The organism is Lentzea sp. NBC_00516, assembly GCF_036346835.1.
GTDB lineage: Bacteria > Actinomycetota > Actinomycetes > Mycobacteriales > Pseudonocardiaceae > Lentzea > Lentzea sokolovensis.
Genome location: NZ_CP107840.1, coordinates 3,093,613 through 3,115,170, shown reverse-complemented (window position 1 = coordinate 3,115,170; position 21,558 = coordinate 3,093,613). Strand labels below are relative to the sequence as shown.

The following is a 21,558-nucleotide window of genomic DNA, read 5'->3' as shown; positions in this document are numbered from 1 at the left end:
GTTGACTCCGTTGGGAGGGCTGATCAGCGGGCGTCGAGGGCGGACACGTGCACGGCGTTGTCCGGACCGCGCACGGCGACCCAGGTCGATCCGTTCGCACCGGGCGCTCCGCCGACCGCGCCGGTCAGCGCGTTGCTCACGAACTGGTCGCGCTTGGTCCACCAGGTGCCCGCGCCGTCGACGAGGTCCTGCTGCCACAGCGTGTAGTCGCTGCCGCGGACGAAGACGTTGACGCGGTCACCGTTGGCCACCGCCGTCGGGCTGCCGCTGATCACGCCGCCCAGCGAGGTCCACGCGGACCAGCCGTTCGCGGTGCGCCTGCGATACCAGGCGGAGTCGTCCTGCAGCCGGACCGTGACGAACGTGCCGGCCGCGACCGTCGCGGCGGAGGGCCTGCCGTAGATCTGCTGGTTGCCAGGGGATCCGACCGAGCTCCAGGTGCTGTTCGTCCTGTCGCGAGTCCACACGCGACCGTCGGCGCCGCGACCGAACAGGCTCCAGTCGTCCGGTCCGGTGAACGCCACCGACACGGAGTCGGTCAGCGTGCCGCCGAGCGAGGTCCAGTTGCCCCACTTGCCGTTGGCGAAAGTCCGTTGGTAGGCCACGTTGTCGGTGCCGCGGACGAAGAGGTCGACGCGGCCGTTGGGGCTCGCGAACGCCGACGGCTGGCCGAGGATCTGGCCGTTGCGCGGGCCACCGAGCACGACCCAGTTGCGCCACTCGCCGTTGACCATCGAGCGCTGTGTGAGGCGTCCTGCCTTGTCGCGCGCGAACGTGGCGAGGTTCTTGTCGTCCCAGCGGATCAGGGCCGGGCTGGCCGAGGTCTCGCCACCGACGTCGGTGCCGGGGACAGCGGTCTCACCGCGCAGCTTGAGGAACGCCGTGCCGTGCGCGGGAACCGTGACGGTGTAGGTGCCGGTCGCCGTGCCGCGGTCGGCGCGGGCGCGCAGGTCGCGGATGGAGACACTGCCCTTGAGGCCGGTGTCGGCGAGGTTGACCGTGAACTCGGCGGGCTGGTCGTTGCGGTTGAGCACCGCGACGGCCCGCTCACCCTTGCCGGACAACACCTTGCTGTACACGTCGACGTTGTTCGCACCGGCGACGCGCACGCCCTGGATGGCCAGCGGGTCCTGGTCGACCGCGATGATCTCGGGGTTCTTCAGCGTCTCGATCATCGACGGCGGCAGCGTGCGCGGGTCCGACCCGATGATCAGCGGGGAGGCCATCACCGACCACATGACGAGCTGTGAGGCCGACTCCTCCTCGTTGAGCTCGTACGTGCCCTGTTCCGTCTTGCGCATGGGGATCAGGTAGTCCGGGTCGTTGTAGTGACCGGGCCCCTGCGCGCCGGGCCGGTAGAGGTTGCGGTCCATGTTGCGCAGCACGTCGCGCCAGATGCCCTCGTACGGCGTGCCGAACGCGACGTCCGTGCTGGTGCGCCAAGAGTCGCCGACGCGCGGCCCGTACGTGTAGGCCACGTAAGCGGTCTGGTCCCAGCGGTGCGGCACGCCCCACTCGTCGGTGACCGGGTTGCAGAGGTTCAGGATCATCCTCCGCCCGGCCTTCTGCACCGCCGCGGAGAACTGCGTGAAGGCGACGGCCGGGTCCATGTTCTGCGCGATGCCGCACAGGAAGTCGATCTTGATGGCGTCGAACTTCCACCCGGCGAACTGCTTCGCGTCCGCCTCGTAGTACCCGCCGCCACTGCCGGCGGCGCAGTTCTTGCCGTCCCACGCCCCGGCGTCGGTGTAGATGCCCGCCTTCAAACCCTTGGCGTGCAACGTGTCCACCAGCTTGGTGAACCCGGACGGGAACCGCGCGGGATCGGGCACGAGCGCGCCCTTGCCGTCGCGCGGCGGGCTCGCGTTCCACCCGCCGTCGATCCACACGATGTTGTAGCCGGCCTTCGCGAGGCCGCTGCTGACGAGGTGGTCAGCCACCCCGAGCACCTTCTCCTCCGACGCCGCGCCCACGGCGAAGTAGGAGTTCCACCCCATGTACGGAGTGCGTGCGATGCCCGAGTCGTAGTAGGTGGGCGCGCCTTGGTCGGCACCCGCGTGTTCGACCGGGGTGGACGGTGCGGCGGCGGCAACCGCCGCGGGCGCCAGCAGCGCCAAGGCGATGGTGGCCACGGACAGCAGGGTTCTCGGCATACCCGTACCTCTCGTCGTCGAGTGGCCAAAGCATGCTTCGGCCACTCGATCGCGTCAAGAATAAATACTAAATTAAGTTTAGAAATCCCAGCGCCCGCACGTACCGTACAGTGCTCCGACCTATGACAACGAGACAAGTTGATCGCGCGCCGACAGCGCGCTCAACTTGCTGGTAGAGGCTCTTCGGGTCAAGTCGCCGTTCGCGATGTCATCCGAGGTGTTCGAGCAGCTCGCGCATCCGGTCGGCATCCGCGGTCCGGTCCAGCCGCAGGTACAGCTCCCTGGCCTCGGTCCAGGCCGCGTGCGCCTGCTTTCGCTCACCGAGAGCCGCGTGCGGGCGTCCGAGGTGCTCGAACACGTCCGCGACGACCTCGGCGTGGTACCCGAGCTCGCGCAGCATGGTGATCGACTGCCGGTGCCGGGCGATCGCCTCTCGATGCCGTCCGGTGAAGTGGTCGACGTACCCCAGGCTGTCCACCGTGGTCGCGATGCCGAGCGGGTAGTCGTTGGCGCGGTGGATCTCGAGCGCTTCCTCGCAGTGCGAGCGGGCCATGTCGTAGTCACCGGTGCGGGCGGCGTGCCACCCCACCAGGTTCAGCGCCTCGCCCACGAGATTCTCGTCGTGGTCCCGCGCGATGGTGAGCGCCTGCCGTGCGTGGTCCAGGGCCCGGTGCTCGTCACCCCGGCGTTCCCACATCCACGCCAGGTCGAAGTGCGCGTTCATCTGCGTGACGAGGCCGTGTTCCTGGGCCTGGGCCAGGGCTCGGTGCAGGGTGTCGGCGGCCTCGTCGAACTGGTCCAGCCTGACGTGGGCACGGCCGAGGCGGAGGTGTGCGCGCACCCGGTTCCGCACGTCCGGCAGGTGCCGGGAGGATTCGGCCGCCAACCGCCACATCTCCAGGTCCTCCTGGTAGGTGCCTCGGCGGTGGACGTAGATCCGCTGGGTCCACGCGATCTGCCAGACGACCTCGTGCCGTCGCCCTGCCGCGGCCTGGCGCAGGAGAGCCTGGAGACAGGCGTACTCCGAGTCCAGCCAGGCCACCGCGGCGGCGGAGTCGGGCAACTCGGCGGGCGACGCTCCCGCGGCGGGTGGTCCGAGCTCGACCCTGGTCTGGTGCGGGTCCACCAGACAGGCGGCGGTGCGGGCGGTGTGCAGGTAGAAGTCGGTCACCCGCAGCGCCGCGGTCTCGTCGTGGACCGCGGTCGTGGCCGCGTAGGCACGGATGAGGTCGTGCATGGCGTACCGGCCGCGGGAGTCCTGGAACAGCAACGACGCCAACTGGAGGTCCCGCAGCACGCGGGTGGTCGCGGCCGGTGTCAGTCCGGCGAGACTGGCCGCGGCAGGCAGTCCGATGTCCGGGCCCGGTGCGATCGCGAGCAGGCCGAAGACCCGTTGCTGCTCCTCGGACAACGCCCGGTGCGAGGAGACCATGACGGCGGGCAGGCTGGCCAGCGGGTCGTCGTCGTCCAACGCGTCCACGCCGGACTCGCGCAGTTCCGCCGCCAGGCCGGTCAGCGACAGGCCGGGGTTCGTGAGCGCCCGTCCGGCCAGCAACCCCAGTGCCAGCGGGAAGCCCCGGCACCAGTCCAGCAGCGCGGTCACCGCGTCCGGTTCGGCGGTGACGCGTGCCGCGCCGAGGCGGTGCTCCAGCAGGGTTCTCGACTCGACCTCGCCCAGCACCGCCAGGTCCAGGTGGTCCGCGCCGTGCCGGGCGATCAACGTGCTCAGCACCCGGCGGCTCGTCACCAGCACCGTGCACGCGTGACCGCCCGGCAGCAGTGGCACGACCTGGTCGGCGGTCGCCGCGTTGTCCAGCAGCACCAGCATCCTGCGGTCCACGACGAGACTGCGGAACAGCGCCGCCCGCGCGTGCGGCTCGGCCGGGATCTGGTCCGCGTCGACGCCCAGCGCGTCGAGGAACCCGCGCAGCACCGCCGCCGGGTCCAGCGGGGCGTTGTCCGGGGTGAAGCCGAGCAGGTCGACGAACAGCTGGCCGTCCGGGAAGCGATCGGCCCGTTCGTGCGCCCAGTGCAGGGCGAGCCAGGTCTTGCCGATGCCGCCGGCGCCCGCGATCGCCGAGATCACCACCGTGCCGGTCGACTCGGCCACCGCCGCGTCGAGCCGGTCGAGCTCCGCACGCCGTCCCACGAACGGCGTCGGCGTGCCGGGCAACTGACGCGGCACGGACCTGGAGGCCTCGGGTGCTCCGGCGAGCAGCTGGGTGTGCAGATCCTGAAGCGCCGCACCGGGATCCGCGCCGAGCTCGGCGACCAGTCGTTCGCGCACGAGCCGGTAGTGCTCCAGCGCGTCCGCAGTGCGCCCTGCCTGGTGCAGTGCCATCAGGTACTGGCCCGCCACCCGTTCGTCGAGGGGGTGCTCGGCGGCCAGCGCCGCCAGTTCCGCGACGAGCTGGGCGCCGTGTCCCAGCCGCAGCCGCGCGTCCACGTGGTCGTGCAGCACCGCGAGCCGCTCCTGCGCCAGCCGGTCGCGTTCCTCCGCGGCCCACTCACCTGACAAACCCGCCAGCGGCTCGCCGCGCCACAGTTCCAGCGCCTCGGCGAACAACCGGGCCGCCTCGGTGGGGGACTCGGTCCGTCCGGCGGTGCACAGCTCCCGTGACCGGTGCAGGTCGACCGGTCCGGTCAGCACGTACCCGCCCGCCCGGTGCGCGATGCCCACCTCGCCGCCCGCCAGCGCCTGCCGCAGCCGGGAGAGGTAGCTGTGCAACGTCTCCCGGCCACGCCGGGGCACACCGTCTCCCCAGACGCGATCGAGCAGCCGGTCCACCGGGACCACCAGCCCGGCGTCCACGGCCAGTGCGGCCAGCAGGCACCGTTGTCTGGGCGGTCCCAGGTCCGTCTCTCCCGCGGACACCTCGCCCAGCAGACGCAACACGCTGATCAGCCTCCCCCTCCCGGAGAGTACTGATCAGCGTGATCTCCTGCTCAGCGCAGGTCGTACCTCATGAACACCCTGGAGGGAAACGGCTTGCCTGCTCCGTCGCGCAGCTCCAGCAGCACGCGGTCGGCACCACCGGTGATCTTCGCCTCCAGCGGGATGTTGATGGGATGGTCCTTGTCGCACTGGGGGCTGGTGCTTCCGACATCGAGCACCACCTCCTTGTCACCCGGCTGCTTGTCGATGGTCCAGGCGTAGAGCGTGCGGCAGCCGACGAAATGCCCGGTGCCGATGACGCTCGCCGACTGGTTGTAGAAGATGACCTTGCCGGTCACGTAGGTCGCGCCGAACTTGAGATGGCTCATCTCGATGTCGGCGTAGGGGTAGTCGGCGGCCGACGCGGCGGGTGCCGCGCCGAACACCACGCCCGCGGTGGCGGCGAGCGCGGTGACCCCGGCGGCCAGTCTGGTCCTGAGCATGTCGTGCGACTCCTTGAGCTGTGGTTCAGAGCTACAGCTCGAAGCGTCGCGTCACGACCATGTGGAATCTTTGCAGGAGATCTGCAATGCCCAGGTCAGGGCACCACGAGCACCGGCCAGTGCCCCAGCTTGATCAGCCGTGTCGCCACCGACCCGGCGAACCGGTGCCCCGCCTGCTGCGACGCCCCGACGATCACCATGTCGGCCTGGCACTGGTCCGCCGAGTCGCGCAGCACCGTGCACGGGTCGCCGAACGCCTTGACGAACGTCACCGGCACGTCGAGCTCCTCGGCGAACGACCGGACCTGGTCGCTCAGCTCGGCGTGCAGCCTGACCGTCGCCTCGTGCTCGAAGACCGAGGCGACGGCGGGACTCAGTGCCGCCAGGGACGAGTGGCACGCCACGAACGTGACGACCAGCCGTGCTCCCTGGCGGCGGGCCAGGCCGAACGCGGACGCCGTCGCGCGCATCGCGGTGTCGGAGCCGTCGATGCCGACCAGGATGGTCCGGGACGACGGCAGGGGAACGGGACCGTAGGAGTCCACTGTGGACTCGAAGACGTTGTTCAGGCCGGCGCTCATGGTTCCCCCTCGGTTATCGCGCGACCGCTGAGTCTGCTTCCTTCTTCTCGAGATCGATCGTCGTGCGCAACGTGATCGGCTTGAGCAGCAGTGCCGCGATGATGCCGATCACGCCGACCGCGGCGGAGATCAGGAAGATGTGCGCCGTCGCGTCGCCGTAGACGGTGTGCACGATCGTCTGAACCTCGGGCGGCAGGGCCTGCAGGTTCAACGCGCTGGTGCTGCCGGTCGACTGGCCAGCCGGCACGTGCAGCGCGGCGGAGAGGTCGGCCGTGACGCGGTTGGCGAGGACGGCGCCGAGCACCGAGACGCCGATCGTGCCGCCCAGCGAGCGGAAGAACGTGACGGACGCGCTCGCGGCGCCCAGTTCGCTCAGCGGGACGCTGTTCTGCACTGCCAGCACGAGGTTCTGCATCGTCATGCCGACGCCGATGCCCACGACTGCCATCGCGACGCCGACGATCCACAACGCGGTGGCGTGGTCGACGAAGCCCAGGCCGAGGAAGCCCAGCACCAGGGTGATCGTGCCCGACACGATGTACGGCTTGATCCGGCCGGTGCGGCTGATCATGCGGCCGGAGATCGTGGACGACAGCAGCACACCCGCCATCAGCGGAATGGTCAGCAGGCCCGCCTCGGTCGGCGAGTAGCCGCGGCCGATCTGGAAGTACTGGCCGAGGAACACCGCGCCGCCGAACATCGCCATGCCCACCGAGAGGCTCGCGATGATCGCCAGCGCCGGGGTGCGCTGGACCACGATGTGCAGTGGCACAACGGGTTGCTCGACGCGCAGTTCGACCGCGATGGCGGCGCCGAGCAGCACCAGACCGGCGCCGACCATCGCCCCGGTCTGCCACGACAGCCAGTCGAACGAGTTGCCGACGAACGAGACCCAGATCAGCAGCACGCTCACGCCGGCCGCGATCAGCGTCGCGCCGAGGTAGTCGATCTTCACGTTCTCGCGGCGCACGGTCTCCAGCTTCAGCGTCGCCTGCAGCACGACGAACGCCAGCGCGGCGATCGGCACGGCGACCCAGAAGCACCAGCGCCAGCCGAGCCACGACACGTCGACGATCAGACCGCCGAGCAGCGGGCCACCGACCGTCGCGACGGCCATGACCGCGCCGAGGTAGCCGTTGTAGCGGCCGCGTTCGCGCGGCGGGATGATCGCGGCGATCACGACCTGCACCAGCGCCTGCAGGCCGCCGACGCCGATGCCCTGGAACGCGCGGGCGGCGATGAGCTGGCCGGTGTCCTGCGCGAAGCCCGCGAGCAGCGAACCGACCACGAAGATCACGATCGCGGCCTGGACCAGGGTCTTCTTGTTGAACAGGTCGGCGAGCCTGCCCCAGAGCGGGGTGGTGGCCGTCGCCGTGAGCAGGGTGGCCGTGACCACCCAGGTGTAACTCGTCTGCGTGCCGTTCAGCGAGCCGATGATCCGCGGCAGTGCGGTGGACACCACCGTGGAGCTGACCATGGCCACGAACAGCGCGAGCAGCAGTCCGGACAGCGACTCCAGCACCTGCCGGTGCCCCATCGCCTGAGTCTCGATCTTCACATCCCGCCCCTTCGTCACCGCAATTCTTGCGCGTCGTGCAAATTTGCGCAATGAGCAACTTGCACCCGCTAGGCTGAACGCCATGGAGACCCTCACCACTCGGCGTGAGCACAAGAAGGCGGAGACCAGACGGTCGCTGGCCGGGGCGGCGTTGCGGCTGGCGATGGAGCACGGTCTCGACGGCGTGACGGTCGAGGACATCGCGGACGCGGCGGGGGTCTCGCGCAGGACGTTCTCCAACTACTTCGCCAGCAAGGAAGAGGCCGTTCTCGACTCCGACCGCGAACGGTTCGGGGCGCTGGTCTCGCTGGTCGAGGCCAGGCCGGAGCACGAGGAGGCCTGGCAGGCCCTGCGCGCGTCGACCGCGGAGCTCTACCGCGACCGGCCGCTCCCGGACGTCGAGTGGATGGCCCAGCTGCGGCTGCTGCGCCGGCATCCGTCACTGATCGCACGTCAAGCAGGCGACCAGGTCGCGCTCGAGCGCGACCTGACCGCCGTTCTGGTCCTGCGCGGGCCGGACGAGGAGATCGCCCGGCTGATGGCGGCGACGTTCCTCGCCACCATCCGCACCGGCATCGCGCTGTGGCTGGAGGGCGCGGGAAAGCAGCGACTGCCCGACCTGGTGGACCGGCTGCTCGGTCGCGTCCGCGTTCAGAGCGCATAGAGTTCAGGGCACGTAGACCTGCCCGGTCTGCCGTCCCTCGATCGAGCGGACGTACGCCTGCGCCACGTCGGCCAGCGGCACGGGCTCCATACCGGGGAAGTAGTCGCCGTACGCGTCCAGCGCCTCGGTGAAGACGGTCGGGCTGACGGCGTTGATGCGCTGCGGCGCGATCTCGATCGCGGCGGCCCGCACGAACGACTCCACCGCGCCGTTGACCAGCGAGGCCGCGGCACCAGTGACAATCGGTTCGCGCGCCAGCACGCCGGTGATCAGCGTGAACGACTCGGTGACGTGTGCGAGGCCCTCGCGGACCAGCGCGACCTGGGACAGGACCTTGCCGGTCAGCCCGGCCTGGTAGTCCTCCATCGTCAGCTCACCGAACGGCTTGAACGGCACGTGCCCGGCGGCCGACGCGACGGCGTCCACCTGCCCCACGGTCTGGTAGAGATCGGCCACCTGGGCCGGGTCGGTCACGTCGTACTGCAGGTCGCCTCCGGTGCGCGAGACGGTCACGACGTCGTGCTTGCGTTCGACGAGCACCTCGTGCACCGCGGTGCCCAGCCTGCCGGTCGCTCCAACGAGCAGAATCCTCATGCCCTCGACGCTAGGGCCGCTCCGAGCGCGAGTGAAATGCCGTTCGTGCAGCACTTATGATCGGCGGTCATGAATGTCGAGCTGCGTCACCTGCGAGCGCTCGCCGCGATCGGCGACCATCGTTCGATCACCGCGGCCGCGCAGCAGCTGCACGTCACGCAGCCTGCTCTCTCGCGCACGCTCGACCAGCTGGAACGGCGTCTGGGCGTGCGTCTGGTGGAACGCACGACCCGTCACGTCGCTCTGACCGAACCAGGCCGGCGGCTGTGGGAGCACAGTCACCGCATCCTCGCCTCGCTGGACTCGGCGCTGGCCGAAGCCGTGCGGCCCCAGCCTCTCCGGCTCACCTTCGCCTGGGCCGCGCTCGGCGAGTACACCATCCCGTTCCTGCGGGAGTGGCGCGCCGAGCACCCGGACGTGCTCGTGCACATCCGCCGCTCCGACGACCCGGAGGCGGCACTGCGGCGTGGCGAGGCGGACGTGGCCGTCCTGCGCACCGAACCGGCCGGCGCGGACATCGACCACGTGGCGTTGCTCGACGAACCCCGCGTCGCGGCCGTCGCGGACGACCACCCGCTCGCGGCACGCGACGCCCTGCTGCTCGCCGACCTGGCGGGCGAGTGCGTCGCGGTGTGCGAGACGGCGGCGACGACCGGCGCGGACCTCTGGCCATCCGGGGCACGCCCGCAGACCGTGGACGTGCCCGGCGTCGTCGAGTGGCTCACGTCGATCGCGACCGGCGCGACGGTCGGGGTCACGGCGGCCGGCAGCAGCCACCACAACCCGCACCCCGGCGTCACCTACCTGCCGCTGGCCGACGCCGAGCCGATCACCGTGCGCCTGGCGTGGCCGTCACCGGCGGCGCATCCGTCGACCGAGGAGTTCGTCGCACTGGCGCGGCGCCGTCTGGCCGCCACAGCCGCAGCTGCAGCATCGCCGCGAACCGCGCGTCCGGATCGCTGAGGTCGATCTCCCCGACCTCCGACAACCGCCGCAACCGGTAGCGGAACGTGTTGGGGTGCACGAAAACGGCGGCCGAAGCGGCGGCGACGTCACCGAAGGCGTCGAGCCACGCGCCGAGCGTCTCCACGAGGTTGCCGCTGTGCTTGCGGTCGTAGGCGATCAACCGCGCGACGGGCCCGGTCAGCGTGTCCCCGCGTTCGGCGATGAGGTCCGACAGCTCCAGCAGCAACCCCTCACTGTGCACATCGGACACTCGCGCCACCGGAAGCGCGGCCCGCCCGGCCCGCAACACCCGCAGCACGAGATCGGCACCGGCCCGCGACCGCGACAGCGTCAGGCCGTCGGACACCTCGCCGACGCCCACCAGCACCTGGTGCCCGATGCGGTTGCGGAAGTCCGTGGCGATCCGCAGCGCCCGGTCCTCCGACTCGGCGGGCAGGATCGCGTAGGCGACGTCGCCGATCAACGCGGCCGCGGCGCGCGGGTGCACGGCCGTCAGGTGCATCGCGAGCGCGTCGGCGACCTGCTGCCGTTCGGCCAGCAACCGGGCGTGCGCGGCCGGGTCGTCGCCGTGCGAGTGGGCCAGCGCCAGCGCCAGCACCACGCACGCCTGGTCGGCCAGCCCGAGCCGGCGCACCGCCTCCGCAGCCCCCTGACCTCCTTCGACGGCGGTCGAGACCAGGTCCGCGCGCAACCGGCGTTCGACGTCGGCACCCGCGCGCTGGCGCATCATGTGCAGCGCCACGAGCTTGGCCGCGTCGCCGAACGCGGCGGACCTGTCCGGGGACAACGGTCCGCGCACGGCGGCCCAGATCGAGCCGAGGAACTCGTCGCCCGCGCGCACCGCCACGGCGAGACGGGGCAGGCACAGCGAGCCGTCGTCGGCGAGCAGCCCCTCGATGTAGACGGCCTGGTCACTGCGGTAGAGCCGCTGGAACACCCCGCGCTCCTCCAGCATCCGCGTGTAGCGAGCCGGGACCTTCCTGCCCAGGATCGTCTCGACGCGCGACGGGTCGGCCTCGTCCTGACGCCCCGAGAACGCGAGCACGCGCGAGCTGCGGTCCTCTATCGTCACCGGGGCGCTGATCAGCGACGCCACCGCGTTGGCCAGGGCGAACAGGTCCCCGGCCGGCACGCCGCCGAGCGTCTCGGACGGGTCGACCTCGCCCTCGGCCAGCAGCGACCGCAGCATCGCGGCGAGCTGCGTCCACGACGCGCCCGGGGCCAGTCCGAGCAGGACGACGCCGGACCGGTCGACGGCTCGGGCGATCTCGTCCGTGACGACGACCGGGCCGCGCACGACGAGCGCCGCGGCCCCGTCCAGCAGTCCGAGGATCTCCGCCGGGTCCCGCACGCCGACGCCCAGCACGAGTGCGGACGGCGGCAGCGCCTGGTCGTCGTCGGGGTCGTGGATCACCACCCCGCCCACGTCGGTGGCACGGCTCGGATCACCACGCACGAGGTCGATCAGCGTGGTGCCGAGGTCGTCCAGCACGCGGGCGAGGCCTGTTCGCGGACTCATGTCCACCACCCTGCCAACCGTCTACAGAGGAAGCCATTGAGTGTTCAACGATTGGAGTCTACTGGCGCACCAGCGTGTTCAGGCTGGTCAGGTGCCATTCAGTGGCTCCGGGTGCCCGAGCGTTCGCGGAGATTGGGAGCAGTGTGGGAGCACGGGCGATGAACACATTCGCGATGCCCAGGTGGTCGCTCGCCGACATCCTGACGGGATCGAGGATGATGGAGACCGCATCAGTGCTCGCGACGGAGTTCGTCCGGCGGCCTCTGAACCCGTGTGCCGACCGGCTGGCAACTGCGTACCTGCGGGAGCCTGTGCTCCGGACTACGAATGATCGAAGGAACTTCCGCCTATGCTCGCCCGCCGCGCGTACATCCCCGAAGAGTCGCTGCCTCGCGGCTCCCGGAGACCGTGGCCGCTCGATGTTCCGTGCGTTGCTCAGTTGGCCGACGAGGGGATGACGTTCGAGCGGCCGGTGACCTTCCTGGTCGGCGAGAACGGCTCCGGCAAATCCACGCTGGTCGAGGCCTTCGCCGAGGCCTGGGGGCTGGACGCGCAGGGCGGGCGGGCCGGGCGGAAGTACGTCAACGACCGGCCGAAGTCAGAGCTGGGCGAAATGGTGCAGTTCGACACCACCGCCCTCGGCGCCCGGCACCGCGTCGGCCCGCGGACGAAGCGCAAGGGCTACTTCCTCCGTGCCGAGACCGCGTTCGGGTTCATGAACGCGGTCAGCGGCATGAACGGCTATTGGGACGAGGACACGAGCGAGATGAGCCACGGCGAGGGCTTCCTCACCGTGTTCGCCGCGATGTTCCGCGAGCCCGGCTTCTACCTGATGGACGAGCCAGAAGCAGCGTTGTCGTTCCAGTCCTGCCTGCGTTTGATGCACCTGATGTACGAGCTGGGTAAGTCGGGCGCGCAGATCATCTGTGCGACCCACTCGCCGATCCTGGCGTCCACACCGGACGCCGACATCATCGAGGTGGGGGAGCACGGCTTCCAGCGGTCGAAGTGGGAGGACTTGGCGCTGGTCGACCACTGGCGCCGGTACATGGCCACGCCAGAGGCTTACCTGCGCCACGTCATTGAGGAGTAGCGGTGCATGAGGACCTCGCCACTTCGCGCCCGGATCCTCGGTGAGGCGATCAACGGGGATGGGTGTGCCGATCCTCGATCGGTCTGCCGCTCGCCGACCGGTAGAAACCGTGCACTGAACGGGTGTTAGCCGGGAGAGCGCTGTGCGCCGTGCACGCGGGCTTTCTCCGCGATGGCCTGCAGTGCCGAGATGTGCTCGCTCAGGGCCGCGCGGCCGGAGTCGGTGAGGTTGAGCCAGGTTCGCGGCCGCTTGTTGACGTAGCCCTTGCGGACCTCGACGTACTCGCTCCTGGACAGCGTCGTGACCTGTTTGGACAGTGCGGAGTCGGAGAGCCTCACGGAGTCGCGGACGAATCCGAACTCGGCCCACTCCGCCGCGGTGAGCAGGGAGACGATGGCCAGTCTCGTCGGGTCCAGCAGGAGCTGGTCAATCTCGGCCACCACTCACCTCGTCCTGCCTGCGCAGCAACCACAGCTGGAATCTGGGACCGAGGAACATGATGTAGAGCCCGGCCAGCGCACCATAGTAGATGCCGCCGTGCGGCACGTGCAGCCACGCGATCAACAGCGCCCCGACGATCCCGATCGCGAGAACGGGTGCCACGCGCAGCAACCGCCACCTGAGGCCCACGGACAGGCTGCGGTTCGACACGGCGACGGGGCGTCCGAAGAGGGCGCCGCCGGTCCGCGTGCGCAGGCCGAGCGACAACGCGAGGCAGACGAGCAGGAACGGCCAGATCAGCCAGCCGCTCACGGCGGGGAAGAGGTCGATCACCACGCAAAACGCGAAGAGGGCCAGGCCGCTGACGATCCACAGCAATCGGGAGCCGATCGCCGAGCTGATCACCTGGTCCTTGCCCCGGCGAACCGAGTGCAGTGCTGCTGTGGCTTCTTCCGGTGTTGGTTCGGTCATCGTTCCTCCGTCTGTTCCTGGTGCTGGTTCAGGGTGCGCAAGATCAGCCACTGGTCAAACCACGCGCCCGCCGTGGTCAGGACCAGGAGCGCCATCCCCATCACGAGGTGCGCGTAGCTGTGCAGAGGTGCCGTCTCGTTCAGGACCCTCGTCAGGACCAGTTGGAGCCCCAGGCGGACGGCGAACAGCAACACGGCCAGCATGCGCGCCTGTCGCGAGCGCCACACCGAACGGATGAACTCGCGGCGGCGCGAGAGCACCGTGAACCAGAGGGCGATGTGCGCCACGGCGAGCACCAGGGGCAGGGTCGCGACGACAGGGTGGGCCGAGCTGAACTGCTGGCTGATGTCGAAGCTCGCCACGAGCGAACCGGCGAGGACGAAGTACCACACCGGCAGGCCCTCCGCCTGCGTCCGGGTCGGAGTCCGTGCTGGTCGCAACGCTGTGCGGGTCATCTCATCCTCCTTAGGAAAGTACTTGCCTGAGAGGAAAGCTACTGCACACTTTCCTCTCAGGCAAGTGGTGCTGGAGGGGTGGGGGAGGCTCGGCTCGGCCGCTGAGGGAGGAACGACCGCGAGATGATCGGCGACGGCGAGAGGCAGGAGATGACGTTGTTGGAACCGTTGCTGCCGCGCCACACCTGCTAGGTGCGCCCGCCGAGGGCGGGCGTGCCGACCACGCTGCTGATGGGCTGGACCGCCTTGGCGGGTGAACTCCGCCAGACCGCGTCGATCACCAGGGGTGACGAGCCTGCACCCTGGCCGGGAGTACCACCCCTGCCTTGCTACCTGGATTCGCCGAGCTCTGCGATGAAGTCCGCCACTGAACGCGGTTCCCTGCCCAGGATGCTTCGCAGCACGAGTGAGTTGCCGCCGTGGAAGCCATGTCCGTCGTACTGGGCGAACATCGTGGCCAGTCCTTCCGGCCCGCCCGCGGCAGCGTCCACAGAGGACGGAAGGTCGGCGGCGACGAGTTCGCGGCCGGCCGCCTTGGTCATGAGCTGGGCGATCTCCGGCCGGTCGATCATGCCTCCCGCGGCCAGCTCGAACGTGCCGAACGACAGCAGGTCGCTGACGAAGGCGATCGCCGCGGCCTGTGCGACATCGCGGTAGTCGACGTAGGCGAACAGCGAGTGCATCGACCACGGCAGCACCACTTCACCTGATTCGAGCGCCTGCCGGTAGGTGCCGGCCAGCGCCTGCACGTACATCGCGGGCTGCAGCACGGTGAAATCGAGGTTCGAGGAGTACAGCGCGTGCTCGACCGGGCGGGTGGTGGCGTGGTTGAGCAGCTGCAGCGAGGGGTGGTAGACGCCGTTGTAGACGATCTTCGACACCTCTGCCCGCTTCGCCGCCTCGACCACGTTCAGTCCCAGCTCGGTTTCGCGGGGGTGGAAGGCGGGGGTGATGACGAAGACGCCGTCGACTCCCTTGAGGGCCTTGTCGAGGCTGGCTGGATCGTCGAGGTCGGCCTGGACGATCTCCTGGGCGCCATTGGCGATGGGGACGTCCGCCTTACCGGGATCGTGGACCATCGCGCGCACTTCCAAGCCACGCTCCACGAGCGCGGGTACCACCAGTCTCGCGTACTGCCCGGTGGCGCCGGTCGCAAGAATCTTCACTGTCAGCTCCTTTGTGGACTCCTGGGCGCAGATCGATCATCTGGGCGGACCGATGACCACGTTTCCGTAGCGTTCCGCGACCTCCGGGTTCGGCTTCACCTGAAAGCCCTCGGGCCGGGGTTCTCTCGTGTCCCGCCCGGTCTCCCGGAACATGCCCTCGATGCCCGCCGGAGTGTTGATGACCAGCAGGTCGGCCTCGTCGGAGGTGATGCGGTAGCCGTGAGCCACGTTGCGCGGCAGGAAGACCACTCCGCCCTCGTTCAGCTCGTACTCCTGGTCGTCGTGCCAGACGAGGGCGGTGCCCTTCACGAGCATGAAGATCTCGTCCTCGTACAGGTGTTTGTGGTACGGCGGCGCCTCACCCTTCTGGACGTGGAACCGGCCCATCATCAGCTGTCCGTCGGTGGCCTTGCCGTCCAGCAACATCGTCAGCGTGCCGCCGTCCAGCCACTCGAGTACCTGCTGTTGTTCAGGCTGCGCAAGGTAAAGCATGCTCATGATGTCTCTCCTCAGGCCCAGGCGTGGGTGATGAAGTCGGCGGCGCGGTCGAGCGCGATCGCGCCCTCGTCGAGCATCGCGGCGAAGCCCTGGAAGACGTGAGGAACACCGGGGTAGACCTGCAGGGTGACCGCGACGCCGTTCTCGGCCGCGCGGGCGGCGAGCCTGGTGGCGTCGTCCAGCAGGATCTCGTTGCCGCCTGCCTGGATGAGCAGCGGCGGGAACCCGGTCAGGTCGGCGAACACCGGACTGGCCAGCGGCGAGTGCGCATCGGCGCCCGCGAGGTACTCGGCCGCGCGGATCTTCAGACCCGCCGCGGTGAGAGCGGGGTCGACGGCCGCCTTCCCGGTCAGCGACCGTCCGCTGAAGGTGAGGTCCGTGAACGGCGAGAACACGGTCACCGAGGCGGGCAGAGGAAGCCCCGCGTCACGAGCCGCGAGGACGGTCGCCACCGCGAGCCCGCCACCGGCGGACTCGCCGACCACACTGATGTCCCCTGAGGACTTGCCACCCTCGATCAGCGCCCGGTAGACGGCGAGAGTGTCGTCGATGGCGGAGGGAAAGGGGTGCTCGGGAGCGAGGCGGTAGTCGACGGACAGCGCGTGGTACCCGGTGCGGCCGGCGATGTCGGCGGCGAGCCCGGCCCCGTCGGCGGCGGATCCGATGGTGTAAGCGCCGCCGTGCAGGTAGAACACCGTCTTGTCGGTCTTCGCACCGGGAGGGCGGATGTCGAGGACCGGTACGCCCGACATCGTGGACGGTTCGATCGCCACGTCGTCGGGAAGCGGGTGCGCGGCCACCATGTCGGAGAAGACCTTGCGCTGCAACGCCAGATCGCCACCGATGTCGAACTCGCTGGAGCGCAGTACCGCGTCGAGCGTTGCGCGTTGTTCCTGGGACATGTCGTTCCTCGCTTCGACTTTCTCTTGATGTGAAAAGAGATCAGCTGCCGGGAGCTGGACCGCGACCCCGCCGACCCCGCCACTCACTCCGTTGATCAGCGCGCTGCCTTCATTCATTTGCTCCTAAATGAACCGGTCCGCATATCCGGACGATATCGTCCGGATATGGCAGTGTCAAAGGCGCGATGCCGTACACCTGCGATGATGTGACGTCATGAGGGAGGAGCAGAAGCAATCGGACGTGCCCGCCAAGCGCCGGGAACTACGCCGGGACGCGTCGGACAACCGCGATCGGGTGCTGTCGGCAGCCGCTGTCGCCGTGCGACGGGAGGGCACCGCCGTCCCGATGGCGACCATCGCGGCGGACGCGGGAGTCGGCGTCGGTACTGTCTACCGCCACTACCCCTCGCGCGAGGCGCTCCTCAACGCCCTGACCCACCGGTCGTTGAGGCTTGTGGTCGGCGCAGCCGAGCGGGCCGCATCCCTCGACGGCCCAGGCATCGAGTGCGTCAGGTCGTTCCTGCACCAGAGCATCGAACACGGAACAGAACTCGTCCTGCCGCTGCACGGCGGCCCAGCGCTGCCGGACGAGGAGGCCCTCGCCCTGCGCGCGGACATCCGCCGCACGCTGACGTCCATCCTGAAACGCGGCGAACGCGACGGCACGATCCGCTCAGACGCGACACCGGCCGACATCGTCATCTTCGGCGCCATGATCACCCAACAACTTCCCCACATCGCGAACTGGAAGACCACCGCACTCCGCCAGGTCGTCCTCTACCTCGACGGCCTCAGCCCGCGGTCTTGACCCGCACTTCGGCCTCGGCGAAGGAGAAGCCAACCAGACGCGGAGCCGGAAGTTGCACCGGCGATCGTCAGGGTGCATCCCCGCCGCTGCTCCGAGGCATCGTCACGAACGCCAGAGACGTGTGGGCGGTTAAGGCTGCACACTTGTCGAACGAGGTATCTCCACGTGGTGACGTCAACAGCGCGGCGAGGTTGTCCAGTTCGCATGAACTCAGTTGTTCAACGAGTGGAGGTTGAAGGCGTGTTCTCAGCGGAACAAGAGGGCCGTGCGGAGAACGGCGCGCCAGGAAAGGCCGACCAGCAGCCGGCGATCACCATCGGTGGCATCAAGTTGCCGGCGGACCTCCCCTTGGGGCGTGAGCTCCTTCCCGGTCAGCGAGCCGATCTCCGGGTGCTCGACGTTGCCACGGGGGAGTCCGCGCTCGTTCTGAGCAGCACCGATCGGCTGATCGAAGCCCCGCAGTTCCATCCGGACGGTCGGCATCTGGTGGTCAACGGGGACGGGGTGCTGCTGCGGGTCGATCTGCTGGGGGACCGCGAGCCGACGGTGGTACCGGCGGCTGGGCTCCCTCCGGTCAACAACGATCACGTCGTCACACCGGACGGCCTGTGGCACGTCGCGTCCGCTGTGGACGGTCATCTCTACCGGATGCCGTGGAACGGTGGCGAGGCCGTGCGCGTGACGGTCGACAAGGAACCGGAGCGGTGTTTCCGACACTTCCTGCACGGCATCTCGCCGGACGGCCGCCGCCTCACCTACGTCGGGGTGGAGATGGCGGACGGCGACGAGTGGGGGCGTCGTGCCGTGTGGACTCTCGATCTCGGCACGGGAGCCGAGGTGCAGGTCGGTGATGGCTACTCGCCCGCAGACGGACCGGAGTTCTCGCCTGACGGGAAGGCGTTGTACTTCAACTCCGAGTTCCGGTCGACGATCGAAGGCCACGCCCAGTTGTTCCGGCGGGACGAGGTGTCCGGCGCGGTGGACCAACTGACCGGCGACGATCGGGTCAACTGGTTCCCGCATCCGTCGCCCGACGGCGCCCACGTCGCGTACCTGAGCTATCCGGCCGGAACCGTCGGGCACCCGGCCGACCTGCCCGTCGAGCTTCGACTGCTGACGTTGCCGCGGTCGGCTCCGCGGACCCTCGTCGCTCTGCGGGGAGGGCAGGGCACGATCAACGTCAACAGCTGGTCCCCGGACTCCCGCCGCATCGCCTACGTCGAGTATCCGATCAGCGTGCAGAAGGTCCCGTGACGCATCGGCGCCGGCATCGCGTGAGTGCTCAACACCTTGCAGGGACTGCGGAAGCGATTCTGCAGACCGGTGCGGTGCATGGAGACGTAACGCTGCGTACCGCGTCCTTGCCCTCCGCGGCCGTGGTGCCGCAGCAACTTCCCGCTGCGCCGGGCGTGTTCACTGGACGGGCTGAGGAACTTGAGGCCCTGGACCGCATCTTGACCGCCGCCGGCCCGCATCTCCCTGGAACTGCCACGCCGGAAGCCGCTGATCTCGCAACGTGACACGGGCCCGCCACCCACGCGGTGACGGGCCCGTCTTCGTGCACCGGGAAGTGCTGTCTAGACCGGTTCGAGCAGTGCGGAGATCCGGGCGACCCGGCCGTTCGCGCCGAACTCGAAGTGCAGGTAGCGGTTGTTGACCTCGTACCGGTCGAAGCTCGGACCGCTGCGTTCCGGGCTGCCCAGGAACGCCGTGACCTCGTCGCGGGTGGCGGTGGCGGAGAGCCCCTGCACCAGCTCACCGGGACGCGGGTACTCGCCGTAGGTCTCGTCCTCGGAATCCGGCTGGGTCCGCACCATCACCGAGGCCAGGACGTCGTCTTCGAAGAGCAGTTCCGTACCGGCCTCCTTGAAGACGAAGTACGTGGACTTCTCGCCGTCGAAGTCGTACTCGCTGACCTCCATCTGGGGGCCGACCAGGACGATCGCGTCGAGGATGCGGCTGTCGCCCTGGCGGTGGCCCAGCACGTCCAGCAGCACGGTGATCTCACCGGAGACCGTGGTCATATGCCCTTCTTTCGGTTCTCGGCTTTGATCTTGTCCAAGGCCGCGTCGACGTCCTTGGCCGAGTAGCCGTGAGCGAGGAGGTTCTTGCGGGTCGTAGCGTAGTCCCTGTTCGCGGCCTTGCTGAGGTCCGCCGCGTCGTCCTCGATCTGCTTCTTCGTGTTCTTGCCGCGGAAGGTGTCGCTCTTGGCGTGGACGTCTTTCGGGACCTCGATCGCGTTCGCCTTGTTGTGCAGGGCGTCGGCCTCTTGCTTCGTCAGCTTGCGGCCGAGCCGCTTCTCCTCGGCGCGTTTGAGCGCGGCCGACGACGGGATGTGGTCGTGCTCCAGGTTGTCGCCGACCTTCTCCCGCTTCTTGAGGTTGGCGTACGAGTCGACGTCGAGCGGCTGGACGTTGTTGCCGGCCGGGCGCTTCGCCGGGCGCAGCTTCGTGCCGATGGGGTTGAAGACCCCGGCGTTGGTGATGGTCTTGTTCGCCTTGGGCTTCTTGACCTTAGGCACTGAGCACCTGGCTGATGGCGAGATCGATCGCCTGGTCGAGCAGGATCGAGGTGATCTCCTTGAAGATGGGGATCTCCAGCAACGAGAGACCGAACGTCGGCACCGCGGTGGCGATGGCCTGGGCGATCTGGACTGCGAGCATGACCAGCTGCACGACGACGGCGATCTTGAGCGCGACCACGACGCCCGCGCAGACGTAGAGGCCGGCACCGATCAGCGACGAGGCGGTGGCACCGTCCTCGAGGTTCGTCTTCGGTGACTCGCCGTCGGTCCAGAACGCCTTGAAGCCGTCGATGGCCGCGCCGCTGTTCCCGCTCAGCACCTGCTGGGCGTGACCATCGGCGGTGGCCGCGGCGGGACCGAGCCGGTCGGCGAAGCCGGACCAGAGACCGCCGAGGTCGAAGAGCTTGCCCTCGTCGCTCTCCGGCCAGTTGAAGCCCAGGGTGTTGAGCAGCCCGGACAGCTCCGGGGGCAGCATCATGCCGGTGGTCATGCCTGCTCTCCCAACATCTGCTGGAACGTGCCCTGGTTGGCGGTCTCGACGGCCGAGTAGTCGTCGGCCATGCCCTGCAGGTTGTGGCCGATCTCCGTGAGACCGTCGGCGTTGTCCTCGAACGACTCGAACGCGGCCTCGGAGACGATCTGGTAGATCGTGCCCAGCGCTGAGCCGAGCTCGTCGCCGCCGAACGCGCCGGTCAGCGCTTCGACCTGGCTGCGGAACGCGGCGACCTCACCTGTCAGGGAATCGCCGGTCCCCAGGATCTCCTTCGCGGATCCGCCGATCATCTCGGCGGACACTTCCATCCCGGACATCGTTGTCACTCCCTAGTCGACGGTGCGCATGATCGAGGTGAGGCTCGTCGTGTAGGCACGCAGGTGCTGCATGCTCTGCTCGCGGACCTTTTCTGCTTGTTCACTGACTGCCTGCAACGCGGCGACGTCCAGCGCGGGCCTGTCCACCGCGGCGGACCGGCGTTCCCACTCGTCGATCGCGGTGTTGACCGCCTGGATCACCGCCTGTGTCAACTGCGCGGGCGGGTACTGCAACGCGACGACCGTCAGCGACAGGGCATCGACCTGGCCGCTGGTGACGGCGGCGTTGATCTCGTTGGCGTCGTCACTGCCCTCACCGACGACCATCGGCGCCGGATCCGCCGACAGCGCCGCCTGTGTGGAGGCCACCACGTCCATCGCGTCCTGGAACACGTGGTCGACGTACTGGGGCGTGCTGTCACCGCTGATACCGGTCTTCGCCATCGACGCGTCGAGCAGGCTCTGGATCCGGCGCAACGTCTCGCCACCCTGCCGGGTGAAGTCCGCAAGCTGCTGACCCAGCGCGGCGAGGTCGGGGCCTGGATCACCGGCGCCGGGCGTGTCGATCAACGACTGCTCCAGGGCGGCGTTGATGGCCTCTCTCATCGGCTTCGACACGGCACCGGGCGGCTGCGTGAGCAGGTCCGGATGGATGTCGAGCCAGATGATCCGGCGGTCCCGCACCACGACACTCACGCCCGGTGCCGTGGCGACCGAGTCCTCGAGCTCGTACGGCTCTGGTGCCGGCGGCGTGTACCCCGCTCTCGCCAACGCCAGCCGATGGTGCTGCTCAGCGAGCTGGGCCTCGTAATTTGGGCTTCCGTCCGCCTTGTCGCCCTCTGTCATGAAATACCTCCCTGTTTCGGAGAGTAGCAACATGATCACAAGGCATGACTCGAAAGGCTTAATCCTGTCCGTCGAACGGACCAATTGATACGGAGAGTCGATATATCCGTAGTTGATTAATCCGAACGAGG

At 68.9% G+C, this 21,558-nt stretch carries 22 protein-coding genes and 1 pseudogene; 5 read left to right on the top strand and 18 right to left on the bottom strand.

The features are described from left to right. Positions 1 to 23: 23 nt before the first annotated feature. From OG205_RS13995 to OG205_RS13975, 5 genes are all read right to left on the bottom strand, one after another. Entirely contained in the window at positions 24 to 2,153 is a 2,130-nt protein-coding gene (locus tag OG205_RS13995; RefSeq protein WP_330276663.1) for a hypothetical protein, read from the bottom strand. A 208-nt stretch (positions 2,154 to 2,361) separates the two neighbouring features. Continuing rightward, complete coding sequence (locus tag OG205_RS13990) at positions 2,362 to 5,049, bottom strand: AfsR/SARP family transcriptional regulator (protein ID WP_330276662.1); 2,688 nt, start codon at positions 5,047 to 5,049, stop codon at positions 2,362 to 2,364. Between the two features lie 50 nt (positions 5,050 to 5,099). Then, positions 5,100 to 5,531: a hypothetical protein gene (locus tag OG205_RS13985; RefSeq protein ID WP_330276661.1), complete on the bottom strand. Its 432-nt coding sequence runs from the start codon at positions 5,529 to 5,531 to the stop codon at positions 5,100 to 5,102. Between the two features lie 95 nt (positions 5,532 to 5,626). Beyond that, entirely contained in the window at positions 5,627 to 6,112 is a 486-nt protein-coding gene (locus tag OG205_RS13980) for a universal stress protein (RefSeq protein ID WP_330276660.1), read from the bottom strand. Between the two features lie 13 nt (positions 6,113 to 6,125). Beyond that, on the bottom strand, positions 6,126 to 7,649 hold the full coding sequence (locus OG205_RS13975) for an MDR family MFS transporter (RefSeq protein ID WP_330278163.1): 1,524 nt from the start codon (positions 7,647 to 7,649) through the stop codon (positions 6,126 to 6,128). Between the two features lie 103 nt (positions 7,650 to 7,752). Here OG205_RS13975 and OG205_RS13970 point away from each other — a divergent pair, with 103 nt between their 5' ends. After that, the gene (locus OG205_RS13970) at positions 7,753 to 8,334 is read left to right on the top strand and encodes a TetR/AcrR family transcriptional regulator (RefSeq protein WP_330276659.1); all 582 of its coding nucleotides are present in this window, start codon (positions 7,753 to 7,755) and stop codon (positions 8,332 to 8,334) included. A 3-nt stretch (positions 8,335 to 8,337) separates the two neighbouring features. Here the strand turns inward: OG205_RS13970 and OG205_RS13965 are convergent, their stop codons facing one another. After that, positions 8,338 to 8,928 carry a short chain dehydrogenase gene (locus OG205_RS13965; protein ID WP_330276658.1) on the bottom strand — a complete coding sequence of 197 codons (591 nt, stop codon included), beginning with the start codon at positions 8,926 to 8,928 and terminating at the stop codon, positions 8,338 to 8,340. A gap of 69 nt (positions 8,929 to 8,997) precedes the next feature. Here OG205_RS13965 and OG205_RS13960 point away from each other — a divergent pair. After that, positions 8,998 to 9,777 (top strand): annotated as a pseudogene (locus tag OG205_RS13960) (LysR family transcriptional regulator); the annotation flags it as partial. On the opposite strand, the gene OG205_RS13955 reads toward OG205_RS13960, so the two are convergent. Next, positions 9,758 to 11,413, bottom strand: a complete 1,656-nt coding sequence (locus tag OG205_RS13955; RefSeq protein ID WP_330276657.1) for a PucR family transcriptional regulator — start codon at positions 11,411 to 11,413, stop codon at positions 9,758 to 9,760. The pseudogene OG205_RS13960 and the gene OG205_RS13955 overlap by 20 nt on opposite strands. A 454-nt stretch (positions 11,414 to 11,867) precedes the next feature. On the opposite strand from OG205_RS13955, the gene OG205_RS13950 reads away from it, so the two are divergent. Continuing rightward, on the top strand, positions 11,868 to 12,506 hold the full coding sequence (locus OG205_RS13950; protein ID WP_330276656.1) for an AAA family ATPase: 639 nt from the start codon (positions 11,868 to 11,870) through the stop codon (positions 12,504 to 12,506). Positions 12,507 to 12,631: 125 nt separating this feature from the next. Here OG205_RS13950 and OG205_RS13945 read toward each other — a convergent pair whose 3' ends face one another. The 6 genes from OG205_RS13945 to OG205_RS13920 all read right to left on the bottom strand — a co-directional run bounded on the left by OG205_RS13945 (position 12,632) and on the right by OG205_RS13920 (position 16,439). Beyond that, positions 12,632 to 12,946, bottom strand: a complete 315-nt coding sequence (locus tag OG205_RS13945; RefSeq protein WP_330276655.1) for a winged helix-turn-helix domain-containing protein — start codon at positions 12,944 to 12,946, stop codon at positions 12,632 to 12,634. Continuing rightward, the gene (locus OG205_RS13940) at positions 12,933 to 13,418 is read right to left on the bottom strand and encodes a hypothetical protein (RefSeq protein WP_330276654.1); all 486 of its coding nucleotides are present in this window, start codon (positions 13,416 to 13,418) and stop codon (positions 12,933 to 12,935) included. Before OG205_RS13940 ends, OG205_RS13945 begins: the two co-directional genes overlap by 14 nt. Next, complete coding sequence (locus OG205_RS13935) at positions 13,415 to 13,873, bottom strand: hypothetical protein (RefSeq protein WP_330276653.1); 459 nt, start codon at positions 13,871 to 13,873, stop codon at positions 13,415 to 13,417. Before OG205_RS13935 ends, OG205_RS13940 begins: the two co-directional genes overlap by 4 nt. A gap of 329 nt (positions 13,874 to 14,202) precedes the next feature. After that, positions 14,203 to 15,039 (bottom strand): SDR family oxidoreductase, encoded by an 837-nt coding sequence (locus OG205_RS13930; RefSeq protein WP_330276652.1) that lies wholly within the window; start codon positions 15,037 to 15,039, stop codon positions 14,203 to 14,205. A gap of 36 nt (positions 15,040 to 15,075) precedes the next feature. Continuing rightward, entirely contained in the window at positions 15,076 to 15,537 is a 462-nt protein-coding gene (locus tag OG205_RS13925) for a cupin domain-containing protein (RefSeq protein WP_330276651.1), read from the bottom strand. An 11-nt stretch (positions 15,538 to 15,548) separates the two neighbouring features. Then, positions 15,549 to 16,439 (bottom strand): alpha/beta hydrolase, encoded by an 891-nt coding sequence (locus OG205_RS13920; protein WP_330276650.1) that lies wholly within the window; start codon positions 16,437 to 16,439, stop codon positions 15,549 to 15,551. A gap of 214 nt (positions 16,440 to 16,653) precedes the next feature. Between OG205_RS13920 and OG205_RS13915 the strand changes: the two genes are divergently transcribed. Both OG205_RS13915 and OG205_RS13910 read left to right on the top strand, forming a co-directional pair. Next, on the top strand, positions 16,654 to 17,247 hold the full coding sequence (locus tag OG205_RS13915) for a TetR/AcrR family transcriptional regulator (RefSeq protein WP_330276649.1): 594 nt from the start codon (positions 16,654 to 16,656) through the stop codon (positions 17,245 to 17,247). 240 nt (positions 17,248 to 17,487) lie between these two features. After that, positions 17,488 to 18,501 (top strand): TolB family protein, encoded by a 1,014-nt coding sequence (locus tag OG205_RS13910; protein WP_330276648.1) that lies wholly within the window; start codon positions 17,488 to 17,490, stop codon positions 18,499 to 18,501. Positions 18,502 to 18,824: 323 nt separating this feature from the next. On the opposite strand, the gene OG205_RS13905 is transcribed toward OG205_RS13910, so the two are convergent. Genes OG205_RS13905 through OG205_RS13885 form a run of 5 tightly spaced genes read right to left on the bottom strand, consistent with a single transcriptional unit; the run spans position 18,825 to position 21,427 of the window. Beyond that, positions 18,825 to 19,271 carry a hypothetical protein gene (locus OG205_RS13905; RefSeq protein ID WP_330276647.1) on the bottom strand — a complete coding sequence of 149 codons (447 nt, stop codon included), beginning with the start codon at positions 19,269 to 19,271 and terminating at the stop codon, positions 18,825 to 18,827. After that, positions 19,268 to 19,768: a hypothetical protein gene (locus OG205_RS13900; protein WP_330276646.1), complete on the bottom strand. Its 501-nt coding sequence runs from the start codon at positions 19,766 to 19,768 to the stop codon at positions 19,268 to 19,270. Before OG205_RS13900 ends, OG205_RS13905 begins: the two co-directional genes overlap by 4 nt. Next, positions 19,761 to 20,261 (bottom strand): WXG100-like domain-containing protein, encoded by a 501-nt coding sequence (locus tag OG205_RS13895; protein ID WP_330276645.1) that lies wholly within the window; start codon positions 20,259 to 20,261, stop codon positions 19,761 to 19,763. The genes OG205_RS13900 and OG205_RS13895 overlap by 8 nt, the downstream gene beginning before the upstream one ends. Further along, positions 20,258 to 20,581 (bottom strand): WXG100 family type VII secretion target, encoded by a 324-nt coding sequence (locus tag OG205_RS13890; RefSeq protein ID WP_330276644.1) that lies wholly within the window; start codon positions 20,579 to 20,581, stop codon positions 20,258 to 20,260. The genes OG205_RS13895 and OG205_RS13890 overlap by 4 nt, the downstream gene beginning before the upstream one ends. Positions 20,582 to 20,593: 12 nt before the next feature. After that, entirely contained in the window at positions 20,594 to 21,427 is an 834-nt protein-coding gene (locus OG205_RS13885) for a hypothetical protein (RefSeq protein WP_330276643.1), read from the bottom strand. Between the last annotated feature and the right edge of the window lie 131 nt (positions 21,428 to 21,558).

Bases quoted from the DNA above. Each gene is read 5' to 3' on its own strand.
- OG205_RS13935 (WP_330276653.1), bottom strand. From the start codon at position 13,873: ATGACCCGCACAGCGTTGCGACCAGCACGGACTCCGACCCGGACGCAG.
- OG205_RS13970 (WP_330276659.1), top strand. From the start codon at position 7,753: ATGGAGACCCTCACCACTCGGCGTGAGCACAAGAAGGCGGAGACCAGA.
- OG205_RS13940 (WP_330276654.1), bottom strand. From the start codon at position 13,418: ATGACCGAACCAACACCGGAAGAAGCCACAGCAGCACTGCACTCGGTT.
- OG205_RS13950 (WP_330276656.1), top strand. From the start codon at position 11,868: ATGACGTTCGAGCGGCCGGTGACCTTCCTGGTCGGCGAGAACGGCTCC.
- OG205_RS13985 (WP_330276661.1), bottom strand. From the start codon at position 5,531: ATGCTCAGGACCAGACTGGCCGCCGGGGTCACCGCGCTCGCCGCCACC.
- OG205_RS13905 (WP_330276647.1), bottom strand. From the start codon at position 19,271: ATGACCACGGTCTCCGGTGAGATCACCGTGCTGCTGGACGTGCTGGGC.
- OG205_RS13920 (WP_330276650.1), bottom strand. From the start codon at position 16,439: ATGTCCCAGGAACAACGCGCAACGCTCGACGCGGTACTGCGCTCCAGC.
- OG205_RS13975 (WP_330278163.1), bottom strand. From the start codon at position 7,649: ATGGGGCACCGGCAGGTGCTGGAGTCGCTGTCCGGACTGCTGCTCGCG.
- OG205_RS13925 (WP_330276651.1), bottom strand. From the start codon at position 15,537: ATGAGCATGCTTTACCTTGCGCAGCCTGAACAACAGCAGGTACTCGAG.
- OG205_RS13890 (WP_330276644.1), bottom strand. From the start codon at position 20,581: ATGTCCGGGATGGAAGTGTCCGCCGAGATGATCGGCGGATCCGCGAAG.
- OG205_RS13955 (WP_330276657.1), bottom strand. From the start codon at position 11,413: ATGAGTCCGCGAACAGGCCTCGCCCGCGTGCTGGACGACCTCGGCACC.
- OG205_RS13965 (WP_330276658.1), bottom strand. From the start codon at position 8,928: ATGAGGATTCTGCTCGTTGGAGCGACCGGCAGGCTGGGCACCGCGGTG.
- OG205_RS13995 (WP_330276663.1), bottom strand. From the start codon at position 2,153: ATGCCGAGAACCCTGCTGTCCGTGGCCACCATCGCCTTGGCGCTGCTG.
- OG205_RS13885 (WP_330276643.1), bottom strand. From the start codon at position 21,427: ATGACAGAGGGCGACAAGGCGGACGGAAGCCCAAATTACGAGGCCCAG.
- OG205_RS13895 (WP_330276645.1), bottom strand. From the start codon at position 20,261: ATGACCACCGGCATGATGCTGCCCCCGGAGCTGTCCGGGCTGCTCAAC.
- OG205_RS13980 (WP_330276660.1), bottom strand. From the start codon at position 6,112: ATGAGCGCCGGCCTGAACAACGTCTTCGAGTCCACAGTGGACTCCTAC.
- OG205_RS13915 (WP_330276649.1), top strand. From the start codon at position 16,654: ATGAGGGAGGAGCAGAAGCAATCGGACGTGCCCGCCAAGCGCCGGGAA.